24 protein-coding genes are annotated in these 22961 nt (G+C 47.1%); 15 read left to right on the top strand and 9 right to left on the bottom strand.

The features are described 5' to 3' along the window. Positions 1 to 105: 105 nt before the first annotated feature. Both QUB33_RS21115 and QUB33_RS21110 read left to right on the top strand, forming a co-directional pair. On the top strand, positions 106 to 585 hold the full coding sequence (locus QUB33_RS21115) for a J domain-containing protein (RefSeq protein WP_333353741.1): 480 nt from the start codon (positions 106 to 108) through the stop codon (positions 583 to 585). A 90-nt stretch (positions 586 to 675) separates the two neighbouring features. Beyond that, positions 676 to 948, top strand: a complete 273-nt coding sequence (locus QUB33_RS21110; protein WP_333039717.1) for a DUF3143 domain-containing protein — start codon at positions 676 to 678, stop codon at positions 946 to 948. 309 nt (positions 949 to 1257) lie between these two features. Here QUB33_RS21110 and QUB33_RS21105 read toward each other — a convergent pair whose 3' ends face one another. The 3 genes from QUB33_RS21105 to lysA all read right to left on the bottom strand — a co-directional run bounded on the left by QUB33_RS21105 (position 1258) and on the right by lysA (position 4560). Next, complete coding sequence (locus QUB33_RS21105; protein ID WP_172185480.1) at positions 1258 to 2004, bottom strand: isoprenyl transferase; 747 nt, start codon at positions 2002 to 2004, stop codon at positions 1258 to 1260. Between the two features lie 20 nt (positions 2005 to 2024). After that, positions 2025 to 2918: a diadenylate cyclase CdaA gene (gene cdaA / locus QUB33_RS21100; RefSeq protein WP_333353738.1), complete on the bottom strand. Its 894-nt coding sequence runs from the start codon at positions 2916 to 2918 to the stop codon at positions 2025 to 2027. 208 nt (positions 2919 to 3126) lie between these two features. Next, positions 3127 to 4560 carry a diaminopimelate decarboxylase gene (gene lysA, locus QUB33_RS21095; protein ID WP_333353735.1) on the bottom strand — a complete coding sequence of 478 codons (1434 nt, stop codon included), beginning with the start codon at positions 4558 to 4560 and terminating at the stop codon, positions 3127 to 3129. Positions 4561 to 4745: 185 nt separating this feature from the next. Here lysA and rimI point away from each other — a divergent pair, with 185 nt between their 5' ends. From rimI to QUB33_RS21075, 4 genes are all read left to right on the top strand, one after another. After that, positions 4746 to 5423: a ribosomal protein S18-alanine N-acetyltransferase gene (gene rimI, locus QUB33_RS21090; protein WP_333353733.1), complete on the top strand. Its 678-nt coding sequence runs from the start codon at positions 4746 to 4748 to the stop codon at positions 5421 to 5423. Positions 5424 to 6342: 919 nt separating this feature from the next. Continuing rightward, complete coding sequence (locus tag QUB33_RS21085; RefSeq protein WP_006632591.1) at positions 6343 to 8820, top strand: ATP-dependent Clp protease ATP-binding subunit; 2478 nt, start codon at positions 6343 to 6345, stop codon at positions 8818 to 8820. Positions 8821 to 9217: 397 nt separating this feature from the next. Then, a complete protein-coding gene (gene lepB / locus QUB33_RS21080; RefSeq protein ID WP_333353730.1) occupies positions 9218 to 9811 on the top strand; it encodes a signal peptidase I in 594 nt (197 codons plus the stop codon). Positions 9812 to 10028: 217 nt separating this feature from the next. After that, positions 10029 to 10352 carry a DUF1825 family protein gene (locus tag QUB33_RS21075; RefSeq protein WP_190661255.1) on the top strand — a complete coding sequence of 108 codons (324 nt, stop codon included), beginning with the start codon at positions 10029 to 10031 and terminating at the stop codon, positions 10350 to 10352. A gap of 78 nt (positions 10353 to 10430) precedes the next feature. Here QUB33_RS21075 and QUB33_RS21070 read toward each other — a convergent pair whose 3' ends face one another. Then, positions 10431 to 12350 carry a transglycosylase domain-containing protein gene (locus tag QUB33_RS21070; protein WP_333353727.1) on the bottom strand — a complete coding sequence of 640 codons (1920 nt, stop codon included), beginning with the start codon at positions 12348 to 12350 and terminating at the stop codon, positions 10431 to 10433. 174 nt (positions 12351 to 12524) lie between these two features. Between QUB33_RS21070 and tyrS the strand changes: the two genes are divergently transcribed. From tyrS to QUB33_RS21055, 3 genes are read left to right on the top strand one after another with little or no spacing between them, the layout of a single operon-like run. Continuing rightward, positions 12525 to 13757 (top strand): tyrosine--tRNA ligase, encoded by a 1233-nt coding sequence (gene tyrS / locus QUB33_RS21065; RefSeq protein ID WP_333353787.1) that lies wholly within the window; start codon positions 12525 to 12527, stop codon positions 13755 to 13757. A 39-nt stretch (positions 13758 to 13796) separates the two neighbouring features. Then, positions 13797 to 14507: an orotidine-5'-phosphate decarboxylase gene (gene pyrF / locus QUB33_RS21060; protein WP_333353724.1), complete on the top strand. Its 711-nt coding sequence runs from the start codon at positions 13797 to 13799 to the stop codon at positions 14505 to 14507. Between the two features lie 37 nt (positions 14508 to 14544). Next, positions 14545 to 15141, top strand: coding sequence for a hypothetical protein (locus QUB33_RS21055; RefSeq protein ID WP_333353721.1), 597 nt, complete (start codon positions 14545 to 14547; stop codon positions 15139 to 15141). A 432-nt stretch (positions 15142 to 15573) separates the two neighbouring features. Here QUB33_RS21055 and QUB33_RS21050 read toward each other — a convergent pair whose 3' ends face one another. Both QUB33_RS21050 and QUB33_RS21045 read right to left on the bottom strand, forming a co-directional pair. Beyond that, a complete protein-coding gene (locus tag QUB33_RS21050) occupies positions 15574 to 16020 on the bottom strand; it encodes a hypothetical protein (protein WP_333353717.1) in 447 nt (148 codons plus the stop codon). Positions 16021 to 16396: 376 nt separating this feature from the next. Continuing rightward, a complete protein-coding gene (locus QUB33_RS21045; RefSeq protein WP_333353714.1) occupies positions 16397 to 17074 on the bottom strand; it encodes a uracil-DNA glycosylase in 678 nt (225 codons plus the stop codon). Between the two features lie 193 nt (positions 17075 to 17267). Between QUB33_RS21045 and QUB33_RS21040 the strand changes: the two genes are divergently transcribed. Both QUB33_RS21040 and QUB33_RS21035 read left to right on the top strand, forming a co-directional pair. Further along, positions 17268 to 17939: a phosphoribosyltransferase family protein gene (locus QUB33_RS21040; protein WP_333353711.1), complete on the top strand. Its 672-nt coding sequence runs from the start codon at positions 17268 to 17270 to the stop codon at positions 17937 to 17939. Positions 17940 to 17981: 42 nt separating this feature from the next. After that, positions 17982 to 18272 (top strand): hypothetical protein, encoded by a 291-nt coding sequence (locus tag QUB33_RS21035; protein WP_190733766.1) that lies wholly within the window; start codon positions 17982 to 17984, stop codon positions 18270 to 18272. 152 nt (positions 18273 to 18424) lie between these two features. On the opposite strand, the gene QUB33_RS21030 is transcribed toward QUB33_RS21035, so the two are convergent. Continuing rightward, a complete protein-coding gene (locus tag QUB33_RS21030) occupies positions 18425 to 18802 on the bottom strand; it encodes a VOC family protein (protein WP_333353704.1) in 378 nt (125 codons plus the stop codon). Positions 18803 to 18862: 60 nt separating this feature from the next. After that, positions 18863 to 19483, bottom strand: a complete 621-nt coding sequence (locus tag QUB33_RS21025) for a histidine phosphatase family protein (RefSeq protein WP_333353701.1) — start codon at positions 19481 to 19483, stop codon at positions 18863 to 18865. Positions 19484 to 19538: 55 nt separating this feature from the next. On the opposite strand from QUB33_RS21025, the gene QUB33_RS21020 reads away from it, so the two are divergent. Beyond that, positions 19539 to 20006: a hypothetical protein gene (locus QUB33_RS21020; protein ID WP_333353698.1), complete on the top strand. Its 468-nt coding sequence runs from the start codon at positions 19539 to 19541 to the stop codon at positions 20004 to 20006. A gap of 146 nt (positions 20007 to 20152) precedes the next feature. On the opposite strand, the gene QUB33_RS21015 is transcribed toward QUB33_RS21020, so the two are convergent. Further along, positions 20153 to 20479, bottom strand: a complete 327-nt coding sequence (locus QUB33_RS21015; RefSeq protein ID WP_333353695.1) for a hypothetical protein — start codon at positions 20477 to 20479, stop codon at positions 20153 to 20155. Positions 20480 to 20950: 471 nt separating this feature from the next. Here QUB33_RS21015 and QUB33_RS21010 point away from each other — a divergent pair, with 471 nt between their 5' ends. The 3 genes from QUB33_RS21010 (at position 20951) to QUB33_RS21000 (ending at position 22688) form a co-directional block, all read left to right on the top strand. Then, complete coding sequence (locus tag QUB33_RS21010; RefSeq protein ID WP_333353692.1) at positions 20951 to 21232, top strand: hypothetical protein; 282 nt, start codon at positions 20951 to 20953, stop codon at positions 21230 to 21232. Positions 21233 to 21450: 218 nt separating this feature from the next. Continuing rightward, positions 21451 to 22278: a PHP domain-containing protein gene (locus QUB33_RS21005; RefSeq protein WP_333353690.1), complete on the top strand. Its 828-nt coding sequence runs from the start codon at positions 21451 to 21453 to the stop codon at positions 22276 to 22278. 200 nt (positions 22279 to 22478) lie between these two features. Then, complete coding sequence (locus tag QUB33_RS21000; RefSeq protein WP_333353687.1) at positions 22479 to 22688, top strand: CsbD family protein; 210 nt, start codon at positions 22479 to 22481, stop codon at positions 22686 to 22688. Positions 22689 to 22961: the final 273 nt, after the last annotated feature.

The raw sequence follows: 22961 nt of genomic DNA, 5'->3' as shown, positions 1-22961 counted from the left end.
CCTCTTCCCTCTGCGTTCTCCGCGCCCTCTGCGGTTAATTCCTCTTCCTTCAGATTTCCGCTAAAATAACCAAATATTATTAACAATAGGCAGAGAGGGGCTTCGGTGGCAGGAAACGAGGCAACTGCAAAAAACAAAAGTCAAAAAATACCCGGAAAAACCCCCTTGGGTTCGACTCATTACAGCTTGTTAGGGCTGCATCCTTCAGCCTCAGCGATCGAAATTCGGCGATCGTACCGGGAACTGAGCAAACTCTACCATCCCGATACCACCGAGCTGCCGCCCGCAGTCGCCACCGCCAAATTTCAGCAGCTCAACAACGCCTACGCCACCCTCAGCAACCCAGAACGTCGCCTCGCCTACGACCTCAAAATAGGCTATTCTCGCCAGAACGTGATTGGGCAACCCCCAGGCTTCAATACTCCGGTTTCGGGAGCTGACAAAAAAACTTACAACTCCGCTTACCTAGATCCTACTGATCGGCCTCTTTCCCCCGGAGAAATGTTCGCTCTGTTTATCATGGGAGCTAGCTTAATCGGATGTTTGGTACTCGCGATCGCGATCGGCTTAATTCGCGGCAATTAAAGCCTCAAATCTCAAATCTCCAATCTAAAATCGGAAATTCTCAATCCGAAATCCCCAATCTAAAATCTAAAATCTAAAATCTAAAATCCCATGACTCTTCCTTCCGCTGACACTCCTTTGTACAACCATCCACTCCCGGAAATCGAGCAGTGGCTCAAAAGCCGCGGCTGCCAGCAAGATCGGCGAGAACTTCACTGCTGGCAGATCGAGCAACTTACATGGAAAGCAGAACTCTCTCTCGATATTGACCAACTCACCGTCCGCTACATCGATGCTGGAGCCGACGGCCAAGACATTCAGCGAGCATTCAAATACTCCCTCTCACGTCAGGACATTGAAGCGGCCGTTTTCTCCGGTCCCTAATTTGATTTTAGATTTTAGATTTTAGATTTGAGATTTGTCCTCCAATCTCAAATCTAAAATTGTTATGTTGAGAGGGAGATGAGTGAAATTGGTATGAGATTTTAGATGGGGAATCCAGGTAAAAAGCATTAACCGTGCAAGCATTTACATGGGATTGCGAGTGGGACGCTTGCTGTATTTTGCTGGGCAGGTCGCTGGCAGGTGGCGTAAAAACGTTTTTTACTTTCATGGAGATGCTCCCTCAGAATCCACACCTACTTGGAAACTGAAAAATCAACCAAAAAATCTAAAATCTAAAATCCAAAATCGTTAGACTTTGCCAAATCGGCGGTTGCGTTGCTGATAAGTAGACAAAGCGCGGTGAAACTCCGATCGATCAAAATCCGGCCACAGCGTCTCAGTAATGTAAATTTCGGAATAAGCCATTTGCCATAGTAGAAAATTGCTCAACCGCATTTCCCCGCTCGTCCGGATCAGTAAATCCGGGTCACAAACATCAGCAGTATACAAATAGCGTTTAAATAAAACCTCATCAATCTCCTCCGGCTGCAACTTGCCCTCTTTCACCTGAGTGGCGATCGCCCGACAAGCTTGTACAATCTCCTGACGCCCCCCGTAATTCGTCGCCACCGTAAACAAAATCCCCTGATTGTGCTGAGTGGCCGTCACAGAACGCTCGATTTCGGCTTGCAAAGACTTCGGCAAAGCCTGCAAATTCCCCATAAATTGAATTTGCACGTCCTCGTCCACCATCTCCCGCAATTCTTGCCGCAGCTTTCCCTCAAACAAACTCATTAAAAAATCGACCTCTCCGGCCGGCCGCCCCCAATTCTCCGTCGAAAAAGCATAGGCCGTTAAAGCTGGAATCCCCCAATCTTTGCAGCAGCGCAGCAGTTCCTTCAGAGTGCTAGCTCCTCGGCGGTGCCCCGCAATCCGCGGCAACCCCTTATTCTTAGCCCAGCGCCCGTTCCCGTCCATAATCACTGCTATGTGCTTAGGCAGTAGTTCCTGTTGCAGATCCTCCGGCAACTTTTCCAAGCAAATTCCTTGACTCATGGTTTCTCCCGATTACCCGACTAACGGCGCAGTATCCGTTTTAATAGCGTCACTCCCTTCAATCCTATCTGGCGTCCGAGATTGCCGATCGGAATTGGAGCCACAACTCTTTCTCCCTCGGACGGAAACAGCTTTGCTTCCAGCAATTCCTTAAGTTTGCTGCTAGTCAAAGGTCGATTTAAAGTTCCCATCTGGGCTAAAGAAATAGAACCCGTTTCCTCCGACACCACCACGCACACGCAAACTTGCACCCGTTCCGTAATCCCCATCGCCGCCCGGTGGCGGGTTCCCAACTGCCGCGACGCACTGCGATCGGACAAAGGCAAAATTACCCCCGCCGACACGATCCGCGAACCTCGAATCAAAACAGCTCCGTCGTGCAGCAAAGTTTGCGGCTGAAAGATTGTCTGCAACAATTCTTTAGAAACTTCAGCATTTAGCTTTAGTCCCGGCACCGAAAAATCTCGATCGTCGATCGGAGAATCTGTTTCTATAATTAGTAAAGCGCCCGTGCGGTTTTGCGAAAGTTCTTTTACTGCGTCCACAATTTCATCTATTACGCTGTCCGGTTCGGGATTTGGTCGGCGATCGCGTCCAAACAATTGCCGAAATTCCCCCCGACCCAATTGTTCCAGAAATCGGCGAAACTCCGACTGCAATATTACCGCCATTGCCACAGCCGAACCAGTCACCAAGCTGTTGAGGGCAACGTGCAACAGCCTCAATCCAGCCCAGTTGCTCAGCGCCGCCGCCAGCATCAAAATAATAAATCCCCGTACCATCCACAGCGTTCTGCGCTCGCCAACAATGACGAGCACCAAATACGCAAGGGCAAAAACCAGTCCAATATCGATCCCTTGAATCAATAAGGACTGAACGAGGGTCAAGTCAAAGCCAGATTGTTGATTGTTCATGGTTCATCGAACGCTACCGCCTGTGAACCGCGAACCGTGATGCACTCGAACCCATGAACCATGAACAGTTGTTATAAGGAATATGCTGAAAATCCCCGTGTTTTTAGACCGGGGAGTGTCAATCTAATCGCGTGACTGAACAAGGCAAAAGTTAAAAGTGAAAAGGCAATCATCACTAAGTAAACATGGATTGTCTTTCTTTTAACTTTTAACTTTTAACTTTTAACTTTTGAGCTCCGAGTCGTTCAGGAAGGCGGTCAAGCCTCAGCAAATCCTGGTAAGTTTCCCGCTGTATAATCGTGTTAACTTCCCCATTTCTAACTAAAACCGCTGCCGGTCGGGGCACTCGGTTGTAGTTAGAAGCCATGCTGTAATTGTATGCCCCTGTAGCCGGAACGGCTAGGATATCTCCGGCCCCACACTCTGGCAATTTGGCATCTTTAATCAGAACATCGCCTGATTCGCAGTGTTTCCCAGCAATTGTCACTATTTCCGTTAAGGGAGCAGACATTTTGCCGGCTGCGAGGACTCGATAAACTGATTGATAGGTAATAGGACGCGGATTGTCCGACATCCCGCCATCGATAGCTATATACGTCCGCATTTCCGGAATGACTTTTTTAGAGCCAACTGTGTAAGCTGTAACGCAAGCTGTACCCACGAGCGATCGACCAGGTTCGCAGAGCAATTTAGGCAAAGGCAATTGCTGCCGCTCGCAAGCTGCTACCACTGCCTTGCAAATAGTACGAGCCCAATCTTCAATGCTAGGAGGATCGTCCGCTTCAGTATAGCGAATGCCCAACCCACCGCCAATATTAATTTCTGTTGCTGGCAAACCATAACTCTGTGCTTTTGTCAAGGCCTGAACTATGACTTCGGCTAAATCGTCATGGGGTTGCAGTTCAAAAATCTGAGAGCCGATGTGAGCGTGTACTCCCACGCAAAATAACGACGGCTGTTGGCTGATGAAAGTAAATACTCGATCGAGCGAGTTGGGATCAAAGCCAAATTTACTGTCGATTTGACCCGTCTGAATGTACTCGTGGGTGTGACACTCAATTCCAGGTGTAAACCGCACCATAACTCGTGTCGGCCCACCTGTGAGGCTGCTGACACCCAATTCTCCCAACTCTGCTAAAGTCTCTAAATCCCGCCAATTGTCGGCTACGGTAGTGCAGCCGTTTTCGACAGCTAGCTGGAGTTCCTCGCGGGACTTGTTGTTACCGTGGAAGTAGATTTTGTCGGGACTGACGCCGGCTTGCAGTGCAGTGTGGATTTCTCCGGCGGATACGACATCTATCCCTAAACCTTCGTCCGCTGCGATCGCGCAAACTGCCAAACAACTCCAAGCTTTAGAAGCATAGAGCACTTGAGATTCGCCCGGATAGTAACGCCCGAAAGCATCCCGGTACTGCGTACAAGCCGCCCGCAGCGTTTCTTCGTCTAAAATGTACAACGGCGAGCCAAATTGCTCCACCAAAGCTGTCACCTCGCAGCCTCCGATTTCCAACCGATCGCTGCTGTTAACACTGGCTGTCAGCGGTAACAGTTCTTGATTGGGCGATCGATTTTGCAGGGCCGGCTTCGACTCAGACAGATACTTAAGTCCCGATTCGACCCCGAAAGATTGAGTTGATACCATCGCGCAATAACTATCCTAGGTTATTAGTCAGCAGTCATTAATCAGCAGTCAGCAGTCGGCAGTCATTAATCAGCAGTCATTGGTCGTTGGCAGTAGACTAATGTCTGGAGACTTGTGAGTCATGACTCAAAACTAGCAACAAACAGCTAATCGCTACTGTGTTTTCCAGTGTACAATTTACAGCCGTGCGTTTTCTACAAATTAAACATCTCGCCGCCGAAGACCTCAACAGTGCAGTCGAACTCGATCGCCTCTGTTTTGGCGGACTGTGGACGATCGAAGGCTATGGGCGCGAGTTAGGCAGTCCTAACAGCGATTTACTGGGTTTGTGGGCATCCGAAACCGGGGACTGCGAATCAGAAAGATTCGACAGCGAACTGAAGTCGATCGAGCCGAACGGCATTCTCAACTCAAAATCGCTCAGTATTGAGAGTTCCTCGCCAGCAACTCCCAACTCAAAACTTACCCCAACCCTGATCGGTTTGGGTTGCCTGTGGGCAATTTTAGAAGAAGCTCATATTACAATTTTGGCAATTCATCCTCGCTTTCAAGGTCAGGGTTTAGGACAAGCTCTGCTTTGGGATTTACTAAAAAAGGCTCACTATAGACAATTAGAACGGGCAACCTTAGAAGTACGGGAATCTAATTTAGCCGCAGTTTCTCTTTACCAAAAATTTGGATTTAAAGAGGCAGGACGGCGGAAACGGTACTACGAAGACACCGGAGAAGATGCTCTGGTAATGTGGCGCAGCGGCATAGAGAAACCAGAATTTCAGCAATATTTAGCGGTTGAGAAAGTGCAAATTTGCGAGCGCCTCCACCAGAAAAACTGGCAGGGGTCGATCGATAGTTTTGAGTTTTAAATGTAATTTATTAGAACTCCTGCAAAAATGTTGCGTTCGTTACTGGTACTTTCACCGTGCCGAATAAAGTAGACACGTCCTAGCTGTTCTGCATTGAATTATTTTGGTGAAGCTGCAGAAGTTGTTGTGGCTGCATCCTGGAATTTACTTGTAACTTCGATCGATCCATTTTCGGTACTTTCTACCTAGTCATCTAAGTTTCTAATGTTCATTATTTACTTTCACTACGCCTTAAACAGGATTTAGATTCTTTTCCAAAATAGAAGTTTCAGACTTTTAAGTCAGACGAGTTAACGACCAAAGCACTCTGCTACTAAAGCAAAGTCTTTGACCGTGCAGAGTATAGTCTGAGCCAAACCCCTCGGAGTGTAGCAACACTCACTAATTCATCAGGAGCGATCGCACAACTGACAACAGGAAGAATACCCAAATCTTCAACGAATCGGGGGCAAAATTTTAGATGAAGAAAGCCCAGCTCGCTGTCGCCCTCCCAAACCAACATATTCGGGAGATGGGCTGCCGCTTAAGGGTGAGTTTAGGGGATCGATCGCCCATCTAACTAATAAGTTTTGTGCAAAACCCGGCCTGTACTTCGAGAATTATCACTTTTGCACCTGCATGACAGCCAAAAAGATTATGCTAGAATCCATCAATACGCAGTCGTAGGTTGGGCACGGGCCGAGAAGAGCAATCTTCTTGCAGTCTAGGGGAGGTTGTAGGTCAGCCACCATTTGGGTCTTCCCAGTTGAAAGCCACCCTGCAACATGAGCCTGGAATCTGCAACCGCAGCCGAGTGCGGCAGATAGGTTGGGAGTGTCGCGCTAGAATAAGCAGTACGAGTTAACACTCGAACACAAACGCTCGTTGTGCGAGCGTGACCTCGAAACGGGCACATAGCAGCAGGTGATGGGAATAAATCATGTTTGAACGCTTCACAGAAAAAGCAATAAAAGTAATCATGTTGGCCCAGGAAGAAGCTCGCCGCCTGGGTCACAACTTCGTAGGGACAGAACAGATCCTCCTGGGTCTGATCGGTGAAGGAACCGGGGTTGCAGCTAAAGTCCTCAAATCAATGGGGGTCAACCTCAAAGACGCTCGGATTGAGGTCGAAAAAATTATCGGGCGCGGTTCCGGCTTCGTAGCAGTCGAAATTCCGTTCACCCCCCGCGCCAAGCGGGTTCTAGAACTGTCCCTCGAAGAAGCTCGCCAACTCGGACACAACTACATCGGCACCGAACACCTGCTGCTGGGCCTGATCCGCGAAGGTGAAGGAGTAGCGGCCAGAGTCTTAGAAAACCTGGGAGTAGACTTGTCGAAAGTCCGCACCCAAGTGATTCGGATGCTTGGAGAAACCGCAGAAGTCGCAGCCACCGGCGGCGGTGCCCGCACCAAAACCCCAACCCTGGATGAATTCGGCGCCAACCTCACTCAAATGGCGGTTGATGGCAAACTAGACCCAGTAGTCGGACGCCAAAAAGAAATCGAACGGGTAATTCAAATCCTCGGTCGCCGCACCAAAAATAACCCGGTGCTCATCGGGGAACCCGGAGTCGGTAAAACCGCGATCGCCGAAGGCCTCGCCCAGCGCATCGCTAACAACGACATCCCAGATATCCTCGAAGAAAAGCGCGTCGTCACTCTCGACATCGGCCTGCTCGTCGCCGGTACCAAATACCGGGGCGAATTTGAAGAGCGCCTCAAAAAAATCATGGACGAAATCCGCACAGCGGGTAACGTGATTTTGGTGATTGACGAAGTACACACTTTGATAGGTGCAGGTGCGGCTGAAGGCGCGATCGACGCGGCCAACATTCTCAAGCCGGCTTTGGCAAGAGGCGAACTCCAGTGTATCGGCGCTACCACCCTCGACGAGTACCGCAAGCACATCGAGCGCGATGCAGCCCTAGAACGGCGCTTCCAGCCCGTCATGGTCGGCGAACCCACCGTTGACGAGACGATCGAGATTCTCTTCGGTCTGCGGGAACGCTACGAACAGCACCACAAGCTGAAAATCTTGGACACGGCCCTGGAAGCCGCAGCCAAACTCTCTCACCGATACATCTCCGATCGCTTCCTCCCAGACAAAGCAATTGACTTGGTAGACGAAGCTGGTTCTAGAGTCCGCTTGATCAACTCGCAACTGCCCCCCGCAGCCAAAGAACTTGACAAAGAACTGCGCCAAGTCCTCAAAGATAAAGACGAAGCGGTACGTTCTCAAGACTTTGACAAAGCAGGCGAATTGCGCGATCGGGAAATGACCATCAAAGCCGAAATTCGCGCTATTTCCCAAGCCAAAAAAACCGACTCTGCCCGCACCGGCGAAACCGACCCATCGCCAGTTGTCACCGAAGAAGATATCGCTCAAATCGTGGCAAGCTGGACTGGCGTACCGGTAAACAAACTGACCGAATCCGAATCCGAAAAGCTGCTGCACATGGAAGATACCTTACACCAGCGCTTGATCGGTCAGGAAGAAGCAGTGAAAGCCGTTTCCCGCGCCATCCGTCGCGCTCGCGTTGGCTTGAAAAATCCCAATCGCCCGATCGCCAGTTTCATCTTCTCCGGGCCTACCGGCGTCGGCAAAACCGAACTCACCAAAGCCCTAGCCGGCTACTTCTTCGGTTCAGAAGACGCCATGATTCGGCTGGATATGTCGGAGTACATGGAACGGCACACCGTCTCCAAACTCATCGGTTCCCCTCCGGGCTACGTCGGCTACAACGAAGGCGGCCAACTCACAGAAGCAGTCCGGCGCCGTCCTTACACCGTCGTGCTGTTCGACGAAATCGAAAAAGCCCACCCCGATGTCTTCAATATGCTGTTGCAAATATTGGAAGACGGCCGCTTAACAGATGCCAAAGGTCGCACCGTAGACTTCAAAAATACGCTGCTGATTATGACCTCCAACATCGGTTCTAAGGTGATTGAAAAAGGCGGCGGCGGCCTCGGCTTTGAGTTCAGCGACAACCAAGCCGATGCTAATTACAACCGCATTCGTTCTTTGGTTAACGAAGAACTCAAAAACTACTTCCGTCCCGAATTCCTCAACCGACTCGACGAAATTATCGTCTTCCGCCAGTTGAACAAGGAAGAAGTCAAGGAAATCGCGGTCATCATGCTCAAAGAAGTGTTCGGTCGTTTGACAGAACAGGGAATCACCCTGGAAGTGACCGAAAAATTCAAAGAACGGCTGGTAGAAGAAGGCTACAACCCCAGCTACGGAGCCCGACCCCTGCGCCGCGCCATCATGCGCTTGCTGGAAGACAGTTTAGCTGAGGAAATCCTTTCTGGCCGCATCAAAGACGGCGACACCGCTGTTGTGGATGTGGGCGAGGACGGAATTGTTAAGGTGCTGCAAGGTCAAAAGCGAGAATTGCTGCCCCAAGGCGCTGAGTAAGTTTGAGTAAGTGCGATCGCGAGTTAAGTTTGGAAATAACCAATCTCGCAGTCACGAACAACTCAAAATCCTCACATAAAAAAGGTAGAGAATTTAAATTCTCTGCCTTTTTTATGAGTTGATCTCAAGAGGAGAGTTATGACATAAATCTTTGATTGATAGGGAAACCACAGATGCAACGCAGGTGCTTTTCAAGATTGTTTGCGAATGCCTGCACTTCACATCTAGTAATTAACAGCGACATACTTCAAAGGTAAGCTGTACAGCATTTAAATTGTATATTTTGGGCGGGTTCGCTTGTGCAGCCAGCTCATGGTTTGATTATTTCTGGAGATGCAATTTAAATGCTGATTAGCTTAATCAGATAATTAGTGGCAACTATTTAGCGAGGACTTTCATGACATCTGAAAAAAATAAGTTGGGTACACAAGTAGCAGAAAATCCGCCTGAAAGCTGGTGGCAGAAAGCGTGGAAGTCGCAGCGAGAAAATCTTCAGATAGTGATTATTGCTTTGAGTTTAGCAATAGTGATTCGAGCCGTGGTCGCCGAACCGCGCTACATACCCTCAGATTCTATGGTACCTACTTTGCACGTGGGCGATCGCGTCGTAGTCGAAAAAATCTCCTACTACCTCGAACCTCCAAAAACTGGCGACATCGTAGTCTTTACTCCCCCGGAAAAGTTGCAAGAACAAGGCTTTACCCAAGACCAAGCATTCATCAAGCGGGTAATTGGCTTACCGGGTCAAACCGTCGCCGTTAAAAAAGGTTTAGTTTATCTCAACGACCAACCCCTCGTTGAAAAATATATTGCCGAACCTCCTAAATACCAGTGGGGGCCTTATCGCGTCCCAGAAAATGAATACTTTGTGATGGGAGACAACCGCAACAACAGCAACGACTCCAGCAGGTGGGGATTTTTACCTAAGCAGAATATCATCGGCCGGGCTGTAGTCCGGTTTTGGCCTCTAGAACGCCTCGGGGAAGTTTGAAGTCAGTTGACTGTTGACAGTTGACTGTTGACAGTTGACTGTTGTCATCGGAAGCCCAATGCCCAATGCTCATGCCTGATGCTGTACGGAAATTTCTACTTATTCTTGTGCCTTAAGGGGTAGGGACTTCCTCCGGCAACTGATAAAATGGTACAAAAAGCAGCGGGATTTCTCGCCTAGATCAAAATTAGTAGAATATTAAAAAATCAGGAAAGCTATGGGATTTTTTGATTCAGAAATTGTTCAGCAAGAAGCCAAGCTGTTGTTTGAAGACTATCAATCTCTCATCAAACTAGGTGGCAATTACGGGAAATTCGATCGCGAAGGCAAGAAAATGTTCATCGCTCAGATGGAATCAATGATGGAGCGCTACCGTATTTTTATGAAGCGCTTCGAGCTGTCTGAGGACTTCATGGCTCAGATGACTGTAGAGCAGTTAAAAACACAGCTCAATCAATTTGGCATCACGCCCCAGCAGATGTTCGATCAAATGAACTCAACACTGGAGCGGATGAAATCTGAGCTGGAAAAACAGTCTTAGTGTCAGAAGGAAGAAGGAAGAAGGAAGAAAGTATTCCCAATGCCCAATGCCCAATGCCCAATGACTAATGACTGATAATTAAGGTCGCTCAAAAGATGAAGCAGGTTTGAAACTTTCTGCAGGAACACCTTCCAAAGCTTGGCTCATAAAATCGCGCCAAACAGGGGCGACAATAGTACCACCAGTAGCACCGTAGCTCATCGGTCTATAATTGTCGTTGCCCATCCAAACAGCCACCGACAACTGCGGTACGTAACCCACAAACCAGATATCCCGTTCTGAGGAAGTTGTACCAGTTTTCCCAGCAGCCGGCCGCCCAAGTTGAGCTGCCCTTGCCGTTCCGCTGCTAATTACCCCTTGCAGGGCGCTGTTGACAGATGCCGCCGCCCAGGAATTGAGAACTAATTTGGGTTTGGGCGTATTGTCGAGCAAGACGTTGCCGCTGCTGTCAGTTACTTGCACGATAAACGTGGTGTCAGAATGCCAGCCGTTATTGGCGAAGGTAGCAAAAGCTCCGGCCATTTCTAAAGGAGTCAAGTCAACGGCACCCAAGGGCAAAGAAATCACCGGTTCCATCGGACTTCTAATGCCGAGTACGCGGCAAATCTCAATCACTTTATTCAATCCGACTTCTTGGCCAAGCTTGACGGCGGGAATGTTCAGAGATACTTCCAAAGCTCTGCGGATGCTGACGGCACCGGAGAAGCCGCCACCGTAGTTTTGAGGGTAGTAGTAGCCGTCGCCATCGCGGTAGCCGACAGGGGAGTCATATACAACTGAATCGGGGCCGTATTTGCCACTAGCAAAGGCAGCGTAGTAGATAAAAGGCTTAAAAGAAGATCCGGGCTGGCGGCGTGCTTGAATGGCGCGGTTGAACTGACTCTTTTCGTAATCGACGCCGCCCACCATGGCTTTGACGAAGTGGGTGCGGGGATCGACGGCGGCTAGGGCAATTTGACCTTCCTGGCGATCGTAAAACAGCCCTTGGTAGTAAAGCCGATTGTGCCACGCTTTGACTGTTTCTTCGGCTATGCGCTGCATTTTAAGGTCGATCGTGGTTTGAACGCGCATTCCTCCCTTAACCACGGCATCTCGCCCGAAACGCCTAGTCAGTTCCTGGACTACGGCTTGTGTTACGTAAGGAACTTGAGAGCCGCCAAAAGAGGTAATTTTGCCGAGCTTAATTTTTTCCTGGCGGGCCGCAGTCTCTTGGGCCGGGGTAATCCATTTAAGATCCTTCATGCGGTTTAAAACGATTTCTTGCCGCTCTTTTGCCAACTTGTAATTGACAAAAGGACTGTATTCTTCGGGGGCAGAAATTAAGCCGGCCAGCATCGCTGCTTCTGAAAGAGTCAAATTACCTGCTGACTTGTTGAAATAGCTTCGAGAGGCTGTCTCTACGCCGTACAAGTTGTGACCTAAGTAGATTTGATTCAGGTATAGTTGCAGAATTTGGTCTTTGTTGAGAATTTGCTCCAAGCGGATAGACATTACCGCTTCAGCTACCTTGCGACTAAATTTTGACTGGGGAGAAAGAAACAGGTTCTTGACTAGCTGCATAGTCATAGTCGAGCCGCCTTCCACGGTTCGACCTTTCTCTAGGTTGACTATGAGAGCTCGGGCTATCCCGCCGGGGTTGATACCTTTGTGGGTGAAAAAGTTGCTATCTTCGATCGCCAGAACAGCTCGTTTAAGGTGCGGGGAGATTTGGTTAAGGGGTACGACATCCCGGTTGGCTTCGTCGTGGATGCTGGCTAGGGGCTTGCCGTTGATGTCGTAAATGTGGGTAGTTTCTGTGGGAGAGTAGGTTTGCAAGATCCGAACATCTGGCAAATTGCGGAAGCTGATCGCTAAGCCAACCAGTCCACCAGCGACTACGGAACTGGCAAGCATTGTCATGCTGAGTATGGTTCCGGCGGTCACTTTACTGACTGACTGAACAAACTCGAATACGGGGGCTGAGTTTTCCGTGTTATTGCGGACTGCGTTGGTTGACACGTGGATTTCACTTCCTCACTCGATTTGGGGTTTAAGACTTTTAATTTTAGATGCGAACCCTAGAGACTGTCAGCTAATGAAAGCCGGTCAGCTTTGGGATTATAGTAGCTTGATAGTTAAGTTTTTATTCGTCAACCAGTGAGTGTAACTAATTCTGCTGCACTTTGGCAAAATATGATGGACGATCGCTCCCCGATGATAACTCCTAACCTTTCAGCGCTTTACCGCGGCGTCAGCGAGATTTTTCCAGATCGACCTGATTCTAGCAACCCTGACGAAAATTTAGCCCAACTGCTGGCAAAAGTCGATCGACCTTTGCGCGTCAAACTCGGAATTGACCCGACAGGGAGTGACATTCACTTGGGCCACAGCATTTGCGTCCGCAAGCTGCGAGCTTTTCAGGATGCCGGTCACACAGCCGTACTGCTGATCGGAGATTTTACCGCAAGAATTGGCGATCCGACGGGGAAATCCGAGATGCGAACCCAGTTGACGGCCGAACAAGTGGCGGAAAATGCCAAGACTTATTTAGACCAAGTGCGTCCGATTCTAGATTTTGACACACCCGGACGTTTGGAAATTCGCTATAACTCCGAGTGGTTGTCAAAATTGGACTTGGCGAAGGTTTTGGAACTGCTGAAGACGATGACGGTGCAGCAGATGCTCGCTAAAGAGGGATTTGATACCAGGATGCAGCAGGAGAATGCGATTTATCTGCATGAGTTTCTGTATCCACTCATGCAGGGTTACGACTCGGTGGCTTTGGAAGCGGATGTGGAGTTGGGGGGAACCGACCAAAAGTTTAATATTGCGGTGGGGAGAGATTTGCAGCGGCATTTTGGGATGAAACCGCAGTTTGGTTTGCTGATGCCGATTTTGATCGGGACTGACGGGGTGCAAAAGATGTCGAAGTCTTTGGGGAATTATGTGGGTTTGTCGGAAGACCCGCTGACTATGTATTCTAAGTTGGAGAAAATTGCTGATAGTTCGATCGCCCAGTATTTTGAACTATTAACTGATTTGCCACTTGATAAATTGCCAGAAAATCCGCGAGAAAAACAGAAACTTTTGGCTGTGGATGTGGTGCGCCAGTATCGCGGTTCGGAAGCGGCGGATCGCGCACAACAAGATGCAATGGCGCTGGTTAAAGGTGCTGCGGGACAAGCTGATGCTGTGGCGGAGTTTTCTTTGGCAAACGTGCAGTTTCCGGCTAAGTTGTTTTATATTCTGAGTGCTAGCGGGCTTTGTAAAAGCAGCGGTGATGCCAGGAAGTTGATGCAGGGCGGCGGGGTGAAGTTGGAGGGCGATCGGGTTTCTGATGTTAATCTTACTTTTGAATCACCTGCTGATTTATGCGGTAAGGTTTTGCAGGTTGGGAAGAATAAGTTTGTGCGATTGGTGTCTTGAATCTCTTTTTTAACCGCAGATGAATACTGATGAACGCTGATGAACGCTGATAATCGAATTATTGTTGCTTTGGATGTTTCGAGTCAAGAAGAGGCGATCGCACTTGTGGACAAACTGCCGCAAGTATCTTTCTGGAAAGTGGGTTTGGAACTGTTTGTGAGTTCCGGGCCGGGGATTTTGGAAATTTTAAAACAGCGGGAAAAGCGGATTTTTCTCGATTTGAAGTTTCACGATATCCCGAATACTGTGGCTGGTGCTTGTCGTGCTGCTGCTAAGTATAATGTGGATTTATTGACTATCCATTCTACTTGTGGTAAGGATGCTTTAAAAGCGGCACAGTTGGCTTTGACTGAAGGGGCGGCGGCTGTGGATAAACCGACTCCTAAGTTGATTGCAATTACTCTGTTGACGAGTTTGAATTCGCGACAGTTGGCTTTTGAGTTGAAAATACCTTTGGAGTTGCCGGAATTTGCTTTGCACATGGCATTGTTGGCTAAGGAAACGGGTTTAGCTGGTGCTGTTTGTTCTCCGCAAGAAGTGGAACAGTTAAGAATGAGTTGCGGGGATGATTTTCTGTTAGTTTGTCCCGGTGTGCGTCCGAAATGGGCCGATGGAGGCGATCAAAAGCGATCGATGACTCCGAAGGCTGCTTTGAAAGCTGGTGCGGATTATCTGGTTATTGGGCGGCCGATTACTGCTGCGTCCGATCCAGTGGCGGCTTTTGCGCGTATTTGTGAAGAGTTGGGATAAAAATAGGAATGTGTTTTTTAACCGCAGATGAACGCCGATGAACGCCGATAGAATTTTATCTGCGTTCATCTATGTTTATCTGCTGATATCTGCGGTTGCAACTCCAACTTTGGCAGTTAATTTTGTGACAAATCATACTAACAGTATCAATGCAAGTCGGTATGATTTGTTAGTGCGATCGCCCTGTCCCGCTGATTTAGAAACTTTGGTCGATCGCCTGTTGCAAGATTTGCCTAGTTATGCTAATCGCGTAATTGTGCGGTCGCACTTTTCTTCTAACAAAAACACACCGTCCGGTTACGTGCTGCCTCAAATAATTTTAGCCGGCCGCCCGGAGTTTGAACCGCTACCTTTAAATTTTGAAGATGCACTTCCTGACAATGCTAGTCAAGTTTTCATTACTACTTTGGAACGGCAGTATCGCGGGGGACAACGAGTTGAAATTCAGCAATATCATTGGTTATTTTTCGCTAAAACGGAGAACGGCTGGGAGTTGGCAAAAATCGTTTCTCGGTTTGGTACTGCGGCGGATGTTCGTCCTTTATTAGGTCAAGATAGTGAAAGCGAAATTGCTGAGGCGATTCGTTTGTGGCTGCGAGATTGTCGTGCAAAAAATAAGTTGTCTCGCAACTAAATTGTATTTTTGGGCGGGTGAGACGCCCACCCCACATGAAATAATTTTTATTGTGGAACAGGCATCTTGCCTGTTCGTGACAGAAAATAATTTTATTGTGGAACAGGCATCTTGCGGTTGGTTGTTGGTTGGGGTCTAATTAACAGTCTGGATTGGAGCTGCTTCATGTCTTTTGTTAGTTTTAACCCTTGGGTTGGAGTGCCGATGGTTGTAGGACTTATACCTGTGTCATTACTTGTACCTCTTTTTTTAATAACACCTTTTTTTATAATATCTAGTATAATGTCCGCTATTAATAAATCACGAGGTGGAAATAGATAAGTTGGAAATTCCGAAGATGTTTGACCTTCTAAATTAGGAAATACTCAGTTCTAAATCAAAGGATAACCCGTCAAAAGTACATTGTGACCTAAGAATTTATCTTCATGGTGCTCAGTATTTCAGCGTTTCCTTGAGTCCGAGTTTGCGTGGCTCAAAGATAGAGACCATTCCACAGAATTTATGGAATACTGTGTAATACTCTTCCCCACGATCAAGATCGTGCCAAAATCTTTGGTTGTCCATTGATTTTCTTGCATAATAGCCAAATGTGTACAGTGCAATTTCCTTTTTCATTACACCAGACATAATCATAAAGTAAATCTCTTCCAAAAAGCAGATAAATACCTCTTTTTCCTGTTTAGTGACTGATATGCTGCTAGAGCTATCATCCAAAAGCTCACAGACTTTCTGGATTGACTCGTTCTCATCGAATCTTTTGCTCATCTCATGAAACTTCTCATATCTATGTATCCTATTGAGTTCTACGAACTCAATAATGCCTTTCACAAAACCTAGAAGTCCTATTAGTCCACCAATAGCTTCAATAAAGTTTTTCATGATTATATATCAAGTGGGAAGAGATGATAATTATTCCCTATTATACTGATGATCGGAAAAAAACTCATGGTGGGGTTCACCATTATTTATACTCATCGCAAAAATGACACGCTCCCCATCTTGCGGGCGGGCGAGACGCCCACCCCACATGAAATAATTTTTATTGTGGAACAGGCAAAATGCCTGTTCCTGACAGAAAATAATTTTATTGTGGAACAGGCATCTTGCCTGTTCAGAACAGAGGTATAAGAAAAGCCACGGATTTTCGGTTGAGCGATTTACCGTGGGGGGCGGGTTTACGAGATTATCGGTTTTAGGCAATTATTGTTCGTGAAACCCGCCCATACAAAGCACAAACAAAAAAATATTAGAATTGCTATTTTAATTCATCCAATTTAGCCTTGATAGCCTGCATATCTTGCCACATATACCATTTAGGAGTCTCCGGTTCTCTGGAGGGATTTCGCAACAAGTATGATGGGTGAAAAATCGGCATACACAAACGATTTTCCCATTCAATCCATTGACCTCTGATTTTACTAATAGGCCGCTTGTCGCTTAGCAAACCTTTGAGGGCTGTTGCGCCGGTTAATAAAATAATTTTGGGGTCTAAGAGGCGAATTTGTTCGAGCAAATAAGGTTTGCAAGCTTCGATTTCTTTTGCTGTCGGAGGGCGGTTGTTGGGAGGGCGACATTTGATGACGTTGGCAATGAATACGTCGGTTTCTGCACTCAATCCCACGGATTCTAAAATCTTATCTAACAGTTTGCCCGATCGCCCGACGAAGGGCAATCCGGTTTCGTCTTCGTTTTGTCCGGGCGCTTCTCCCACAATCAAAATTGAGGCTTGAGGATTGCCGCGGCCTATGACAGCGTGAGTGCGCGTATTGCCCAATTCGCAGCGGTAGCAGCGGTTGCAGTGCTCGCCGATTTGTTCCATATTTTGATAAGTGCCGGGAGGGATGGGAATTTTGGCATTTGCTGGTATTGAGTCTGTTTGGAAAGTGGCACTTTGATTGTTATCAAAAAGGCTGAGTTGCAAGTCGCTGGACATACGTTTTACAATTAGGGAGATATTTTGGAGTCTAGAGTTTATAGTTTAGATCGGGTTTGGTGATTTGAGATTGGCTAGATGCTTGTGTGCGATGCTGTCGATTCGTTACGGGATAGCTACGCTCGCGCGTACAATCTCCAATTAACACTGGCACAATCTCCAATTGTTTGGTTGAGCTCGTACAGGCAAAAATATGTTCTCTAACCCGTTTTTTGACGATCGCGCCGATGCAGGCGAAAAACTGGCCGAGGCAGTTGTGGACGAGTTCGGCAAGTTGAGTTTAATGACACAGAAGGCGGTGAAACCGATTGTTTACGCCTTGCCGCGCGGTGGTTTGCCCGTTGCTGTGCCGATTGCGCGCCGCTTGGGCTGTCCTTTGGATGTGGTTGTCGCCAAGAAAATTACTCGCCCAGATAATTTAGAATTGGCGATCGGGGCTGCAACTGCTGACGGTCACGTCCTCTGGGAAAAGCAAAAGCAGCACAATTTACGCTTGCAAAAATCAGCCCTGCCCCTGGCTCAAAATAATGCTCAATCTCTGCTGGCAGATTTGTCTCCTGGACGCCCAAATATCAGCGCGGCTGGGGCTTTGGCGATTTTGGTAGATGACGGCATTGCTACGGGGATGACGATGGCTGTGGCGGCTAAGGCTTTGGAGTCGCAGCAACCGATGGCTGTGTGGATTTGCGCGCCTGTCGCCCCGGCAGATTTGATGGGATTTTTGGCCCAGATGGCCGATAAGTTGATCGTTCTGGAGACTCCTCACCCTTTTTACAGTGTCAGTCGCTTTTACGGGCAATTTTCGCAGGTTGAGACGGCGGAGGCTTTAAGGTGTTTGCAGCAACAAACTGAATGGCGATCGTAGGTTAAGCTAGAAGGCTAAATCTAAAAGCTCGATCGCTAAAACATGAGACCTTGGCAATATTGGTTGGACACTTTAATTCTGTCTACTCAGCACAATCCGCCTCGCTTTGTTGAGCTGGTAATGTTAACTTTGGCGATGATTTTGCTGGGGCTGTGGAGTGTAACATTGCAGTGGCAGTATTTAACACTGTCTCTGAGTTATATCATTGGTTCGTCTTTTTCAATTTTGGTGCGGGAATCCCTCGGCCCACGGCCTCAATTTCAACTAACTCACCTGACAGCATTGCTGTTATTAATTATCAGTTTTTACAGTTTTGCTGAACTGATTAGGTAGTTAAGGCCGTTTTGAGTTTTGAGTTTTGAATGGTAAGTGCTGGTTTTATACCCAGTTCGCCTTAAATATCCCCTTGATTTCTTAGCCCCTCTGAGTTCGGACGAGAAGCAAGTGTAGTAGCGATTGAAATCGTCCAGTCTTCTCTACAGTCTCTACCGCTGATTGGATTGATGTAAAATTATGCGGTTGCCCGCAGGATCGAAGGCATAGATTTCTAGACCGTGAGAAGCTTTGATAATTTCTCCGTTGGGCGGATAGCCTAAAGCCCAAATTCTGGCGATCGCAGTTTCGATATCGCTGACTTCCAAACACAGACTCATGCCTGTTTTTGCTCGATTTGCAAATTCCGATTTGTGGGAATCTTTGGGTTTGAATATGCCGAGTCTTAAGCCTGGGAGTTGAAATTCAGCATAAGTATTGAGAATATAAGGGTTTGGTTCTATGTCTAGAAAATTTTTGTAAAATTTAACGAGAACTTCCTTATCAAGGTCTGCTAAAGTCACTAGGGCGGCGCTGTATTGGAAACTCATATAAATTGGTAATGGGGAATTGGTAATGGAAAATTGATAATATTATAACTTTCTATCTCTTTAAAATCCTCCAATTCGTCCGACTATTTGGATTTTACCTTGTCGATCGCTTTTGAGAATCACAGCTTCGCCGCTTTGCGGTACAATATCAGTGATAGCGGTAATATTTACTTGATGAGTTACCATAATAACCGCGCCTTTAGTGTTGCGGTTGTCAACAATTAATTTGCGGATTGTCCCTGTTTGTCTGGCTTCTGTGCTGCTGTCGCTAAAGAACGAGTTCAGCGCTGGGAACGGTTCAACTTTGCCTATATTTATCAGTTTTGCTGTTTCCAAACACCTACACCACTGACTAGATAAAACTCTCGCAACTTTGATGTTGCGGTTGCGAAATTCTGCTCCAATTTTCTTGGCTTGGGTTCTTCCCTGTGCTGATAAATTGCGCTGGGTGGAACAGTCACCCAACTTAAAGTTAGCAGGATCTCCCGTACCTGGGGCGATCGCGTGTCGCATTGCTACCACCAACCCCGTCTCCCCCCGCTGCAACAATTGCCACCCTGCTTGAGTTTGCGCGTTAGTTGCTGCGTCAGAACTTGCAGTTGCAGTAATTAAGCCGATCGACAATACTAAAGCTAGCGATCCGAAAAACCATTTCCAGTTGAGGTCAATCCGCGCAGCCATTGTTCCAGAACTTAGAAATTATCTTATCATATTATAATACAACAAATATTGCTCTATGGAACTCACCAATTTTATTGCTCTGTCTGTCATTATTGCCCTCGTGCTGGGGATTGGGTTTGGAACAATGACTTGGGCTTACTTCGGCAAGGGCAGCATTTCTGTACTCTTTAAAGAACCAATTTTAACTTACCCAGAATTTCCCGATACCGACAGCGGCAGTAAAGCTTCCGTTTATTTTCAACAAGGAATTGAGGCTTATCAGTCAGGAAAGTACCGCAAAGCAAAAGATAAATTTACCAGCACTTTAGAACAAGTTTCAACTTTAGCAGAAGCTTACCACAATCGCGGCTTGGTTTGTGCGAATTTGCGATCTGATGAGGAGGCAGTTGCAGATTTGATCCGTGCTAGTGAATTATATCAACAGCAGGGGGCTGGATTTGCGATCGACACGATTAAACAAAATTTGGCAGCCTTGAAGCAGCGCAAATTAGAACGAGAAAAACAAAAAGCAGTAGCGACTTAAATGATTAGTTTGGACCCGTGGAAATCAACCAAACCCTAGAGTTGGGCTCGTAAAAACCCGGTTTCTTTAATGCTTGAGAGAAACCGGGTTGGTTGACAGAATTTTTATTTAAGTTGAAAATCAAGATTTAACCTTCTCCGGGTCAACTAAATTGTTCTGGAATCTTCTATTTGGTCGATTTTAGAAATCATCATTTCTCGGCTTGAAGCCACAACTCGATAATTAGTAATGGGATCGTAAGCTTCCCACTCTTGAGTCACTTCGCTGTCTTCCCACAAAAACCATTCCCGGTAAATTTCGCCATCATCAATGTCGCCACACAAGGGAAGCCAATCATCTCCTCCCAAGCTATCAAAATCTCCTCCTACTAAGTCAATCCAAGCCGTAAGGATACAAGAGTCAATAGCATTATTATTAACAGTGACTGCGTTAGAGTAAAGAGAAGTTTCGGGAAAACAAAGTGTGGATTTCATAAGCTGTACCTGAATGTTATGTTATTAATTTATAAAAAAATCCTCTAGGTCAGTGACAGCACAATGCCACTATCCTAACCTCCACAGTTCCCAGCTCGAAAAACATTGACACCCAAAGCGCTCAAATGCCTCTGCTGTATGACTTGAGAGCGCTTTGAGTCAAGTCGCTAGACAGGCTAAATAGAGCCACTTTGCCAAGTGGCATACAAGAAAGCCCGATCGACCAAATATTGCTGGCGAAGGATCTCCCGCATTGGGGAGCGAAGACAGTGCAACTGGCAATTCTATACTGGGTAAGTTGGCAACTTTCAGTACAGTTTTTGTGATAAAATTAGCACTAAGCGGACTTTCGTACCGACAGCCTGGTTTGGTCCAAAGCTTTGCAACGAGCTTTCCAATCGTGGTGCGATCGCCAGTTTTGATTTATTGTTAATTTTGCGAAGTCCCGATCGACTGTTAGGGAAAAAAATTATGCAAGCAACCAACCAAGAAAGAATTATCGATCTGACAATCCACTATACCAACGGCAAACAGCAACACTTCCAGTTCAGTGCGCCAGAGGGAACAGTAGGAGAGCAAGCAACTTTAGGCACTCGCCTGCACAAAATGTTGACGGCCGACCCGATAATTCTCGAATTGGCAGATAAACTGGTAGTTATCCCAGTTCACAACATACAAAGTATTGAAATATCGCCGATTCCTCCCAAATTGCCAGAGGGTGTCATTTCCCCAATGCGAGAAATCAAGATATAGCTAAGGTGTTCTGCATCTAAATTCAACTGAAAAGGCGGGCAAGATGCCCACCCCACGCCAGCTTTTAATAAACATAAATGTCCCAATTAAAGGCGCGACAACTTATTACAGCTAACAGATTGAAATTACCCAAAAACTTGTCGATCGCAGGGACGGTATATGTCGCGTGAGTGAGGGGAATAATTGCAGACTTCGCAGACTTTGACTTACCAGAAAAAATGCTAGAACTCCACTGTCACACTACTTATTCCGACGGCACTCTCACCCCTGCCGAACTCGTAGCCGCGGCCGCTTCATCGGGGGTTCGCGCCTTGGCCGTCACCGATCACGATACGATGTCGGGTTGGGATGAAGCCTTCGCCGCTGCTGCTTTGCACGGTATCGAAATAGTCCCCGGACTCGAACTCAGCACCGTTCACAACGGTCGATCGCTGCACATTTTAGGTTTTTATCCCGATGCAAATAAGTTGCGCGTTCCTTTGAACGAGCGCCTCGAAGGAAGGTTTCGCCGATCGCAGGAAATGGTCGAAAAATTAGCAGCAATGGGATACGCGATCGAACTGCCCAAAACATCCCCAGGAATGGCACCGGGAAGGCCTCACATTGCCTCTGCACTTGTAAAAGCCGGTCACGCGAAATCATTGCGGGAAGCATTCGATCGCTGGCTGGGAGATGACGGCCCGGCTTATGTTCATTACGAGAAATTCTCGATCGTCGAAGGCATTGATTTACTGAAGAGTTGCGGCGCAGTACCAGTTTGGGCTCACCCTTATTTATTTCGCGGCGGCGCTGTTGAGGAAGTCTTAAAAGAATTAGTAGATGCTGGTTTAATGGGAGTTGAAGTATACCATCCCAGTCACAGTTCTAGCCAAATCCAAAAGTTGAAAGATTTGTGTCTTCATTACGGTTTGCTGGCAACTGGTGGCAGCGATTATCACGGCCCCGATCCGGAAAGGAAAGCAGCAGATAGCACCCAATTGAATATGCTGCATTTGCCCTTAGAATTGCTCGAACCGATTAAAGTTGCTGCGGCGAGTTTGAAATAGTTTTTTAGGACGAATATTGCTGACGTATACATTTGTAAAAAAAAGGAATCCTTCGCTTTTTGAGGGAGGGATTTGCACGCAGTAAGTCATCAGAAGAAGACCGAGGTCAAGCAGAATATAAATTAATATGAAGTTAAAGGCAATTGCAGGGGAGTTGATTTTACAATGTTACTAAAGGAACTTGCCAAACGGAGCTTATTATGAGTGCAGAAGACAGAGCAAAGGCGATCGGCAAAAATTTAGAAGGCAAAGCTCAGGAAATTTTCGGTAATATCACGGGCAACAGAAAAGACCAGGTTGAAGGCAAAGCCAAGCAAGCGGAAGCCTCCGCCCGCCACGCAGCAGAAGATGCTAAAGATGCGGTGAGAAATCTGGCAGATAAAGCCAAAAGGTCGATCGACAAATTGTAGAAACCGCGCTATACCAAATCCTGGCGAATAGAATTCGCTTCATATCAAATCCTTTGGTATCAATAGGGTTTGATATGATTTATTTTTTGAATGTGCATAAAACTGGGTGACTCCTGCTACATCTCTTCAAAAGCGCAATGGAGAAGTCCCTATGATTGTTAATTTTACACCGGATTAATTTCGTAGTAAGGACTTCAGTCCAATGGCACTGAAAAAGTGAACTCAAAAAAATCTGTAAGGCAATATATATATAGATCATTGCCTTACAAACAC

The organism is Microcoleus sp. B3-A4 (assembly GCF_036705385.1).
Classification (GTDB): domain Bacteria; phylum Cyanobacteriota; class Cyanobacteriia; order Cyanobacteriales; family Microcoleaceae; genus Microcoleus.
The sequence above is the reverse complement of the archived record's forward strand: the minus strand, read 5'-3'. Positions and strand labels throughout refer to the sequence as shown.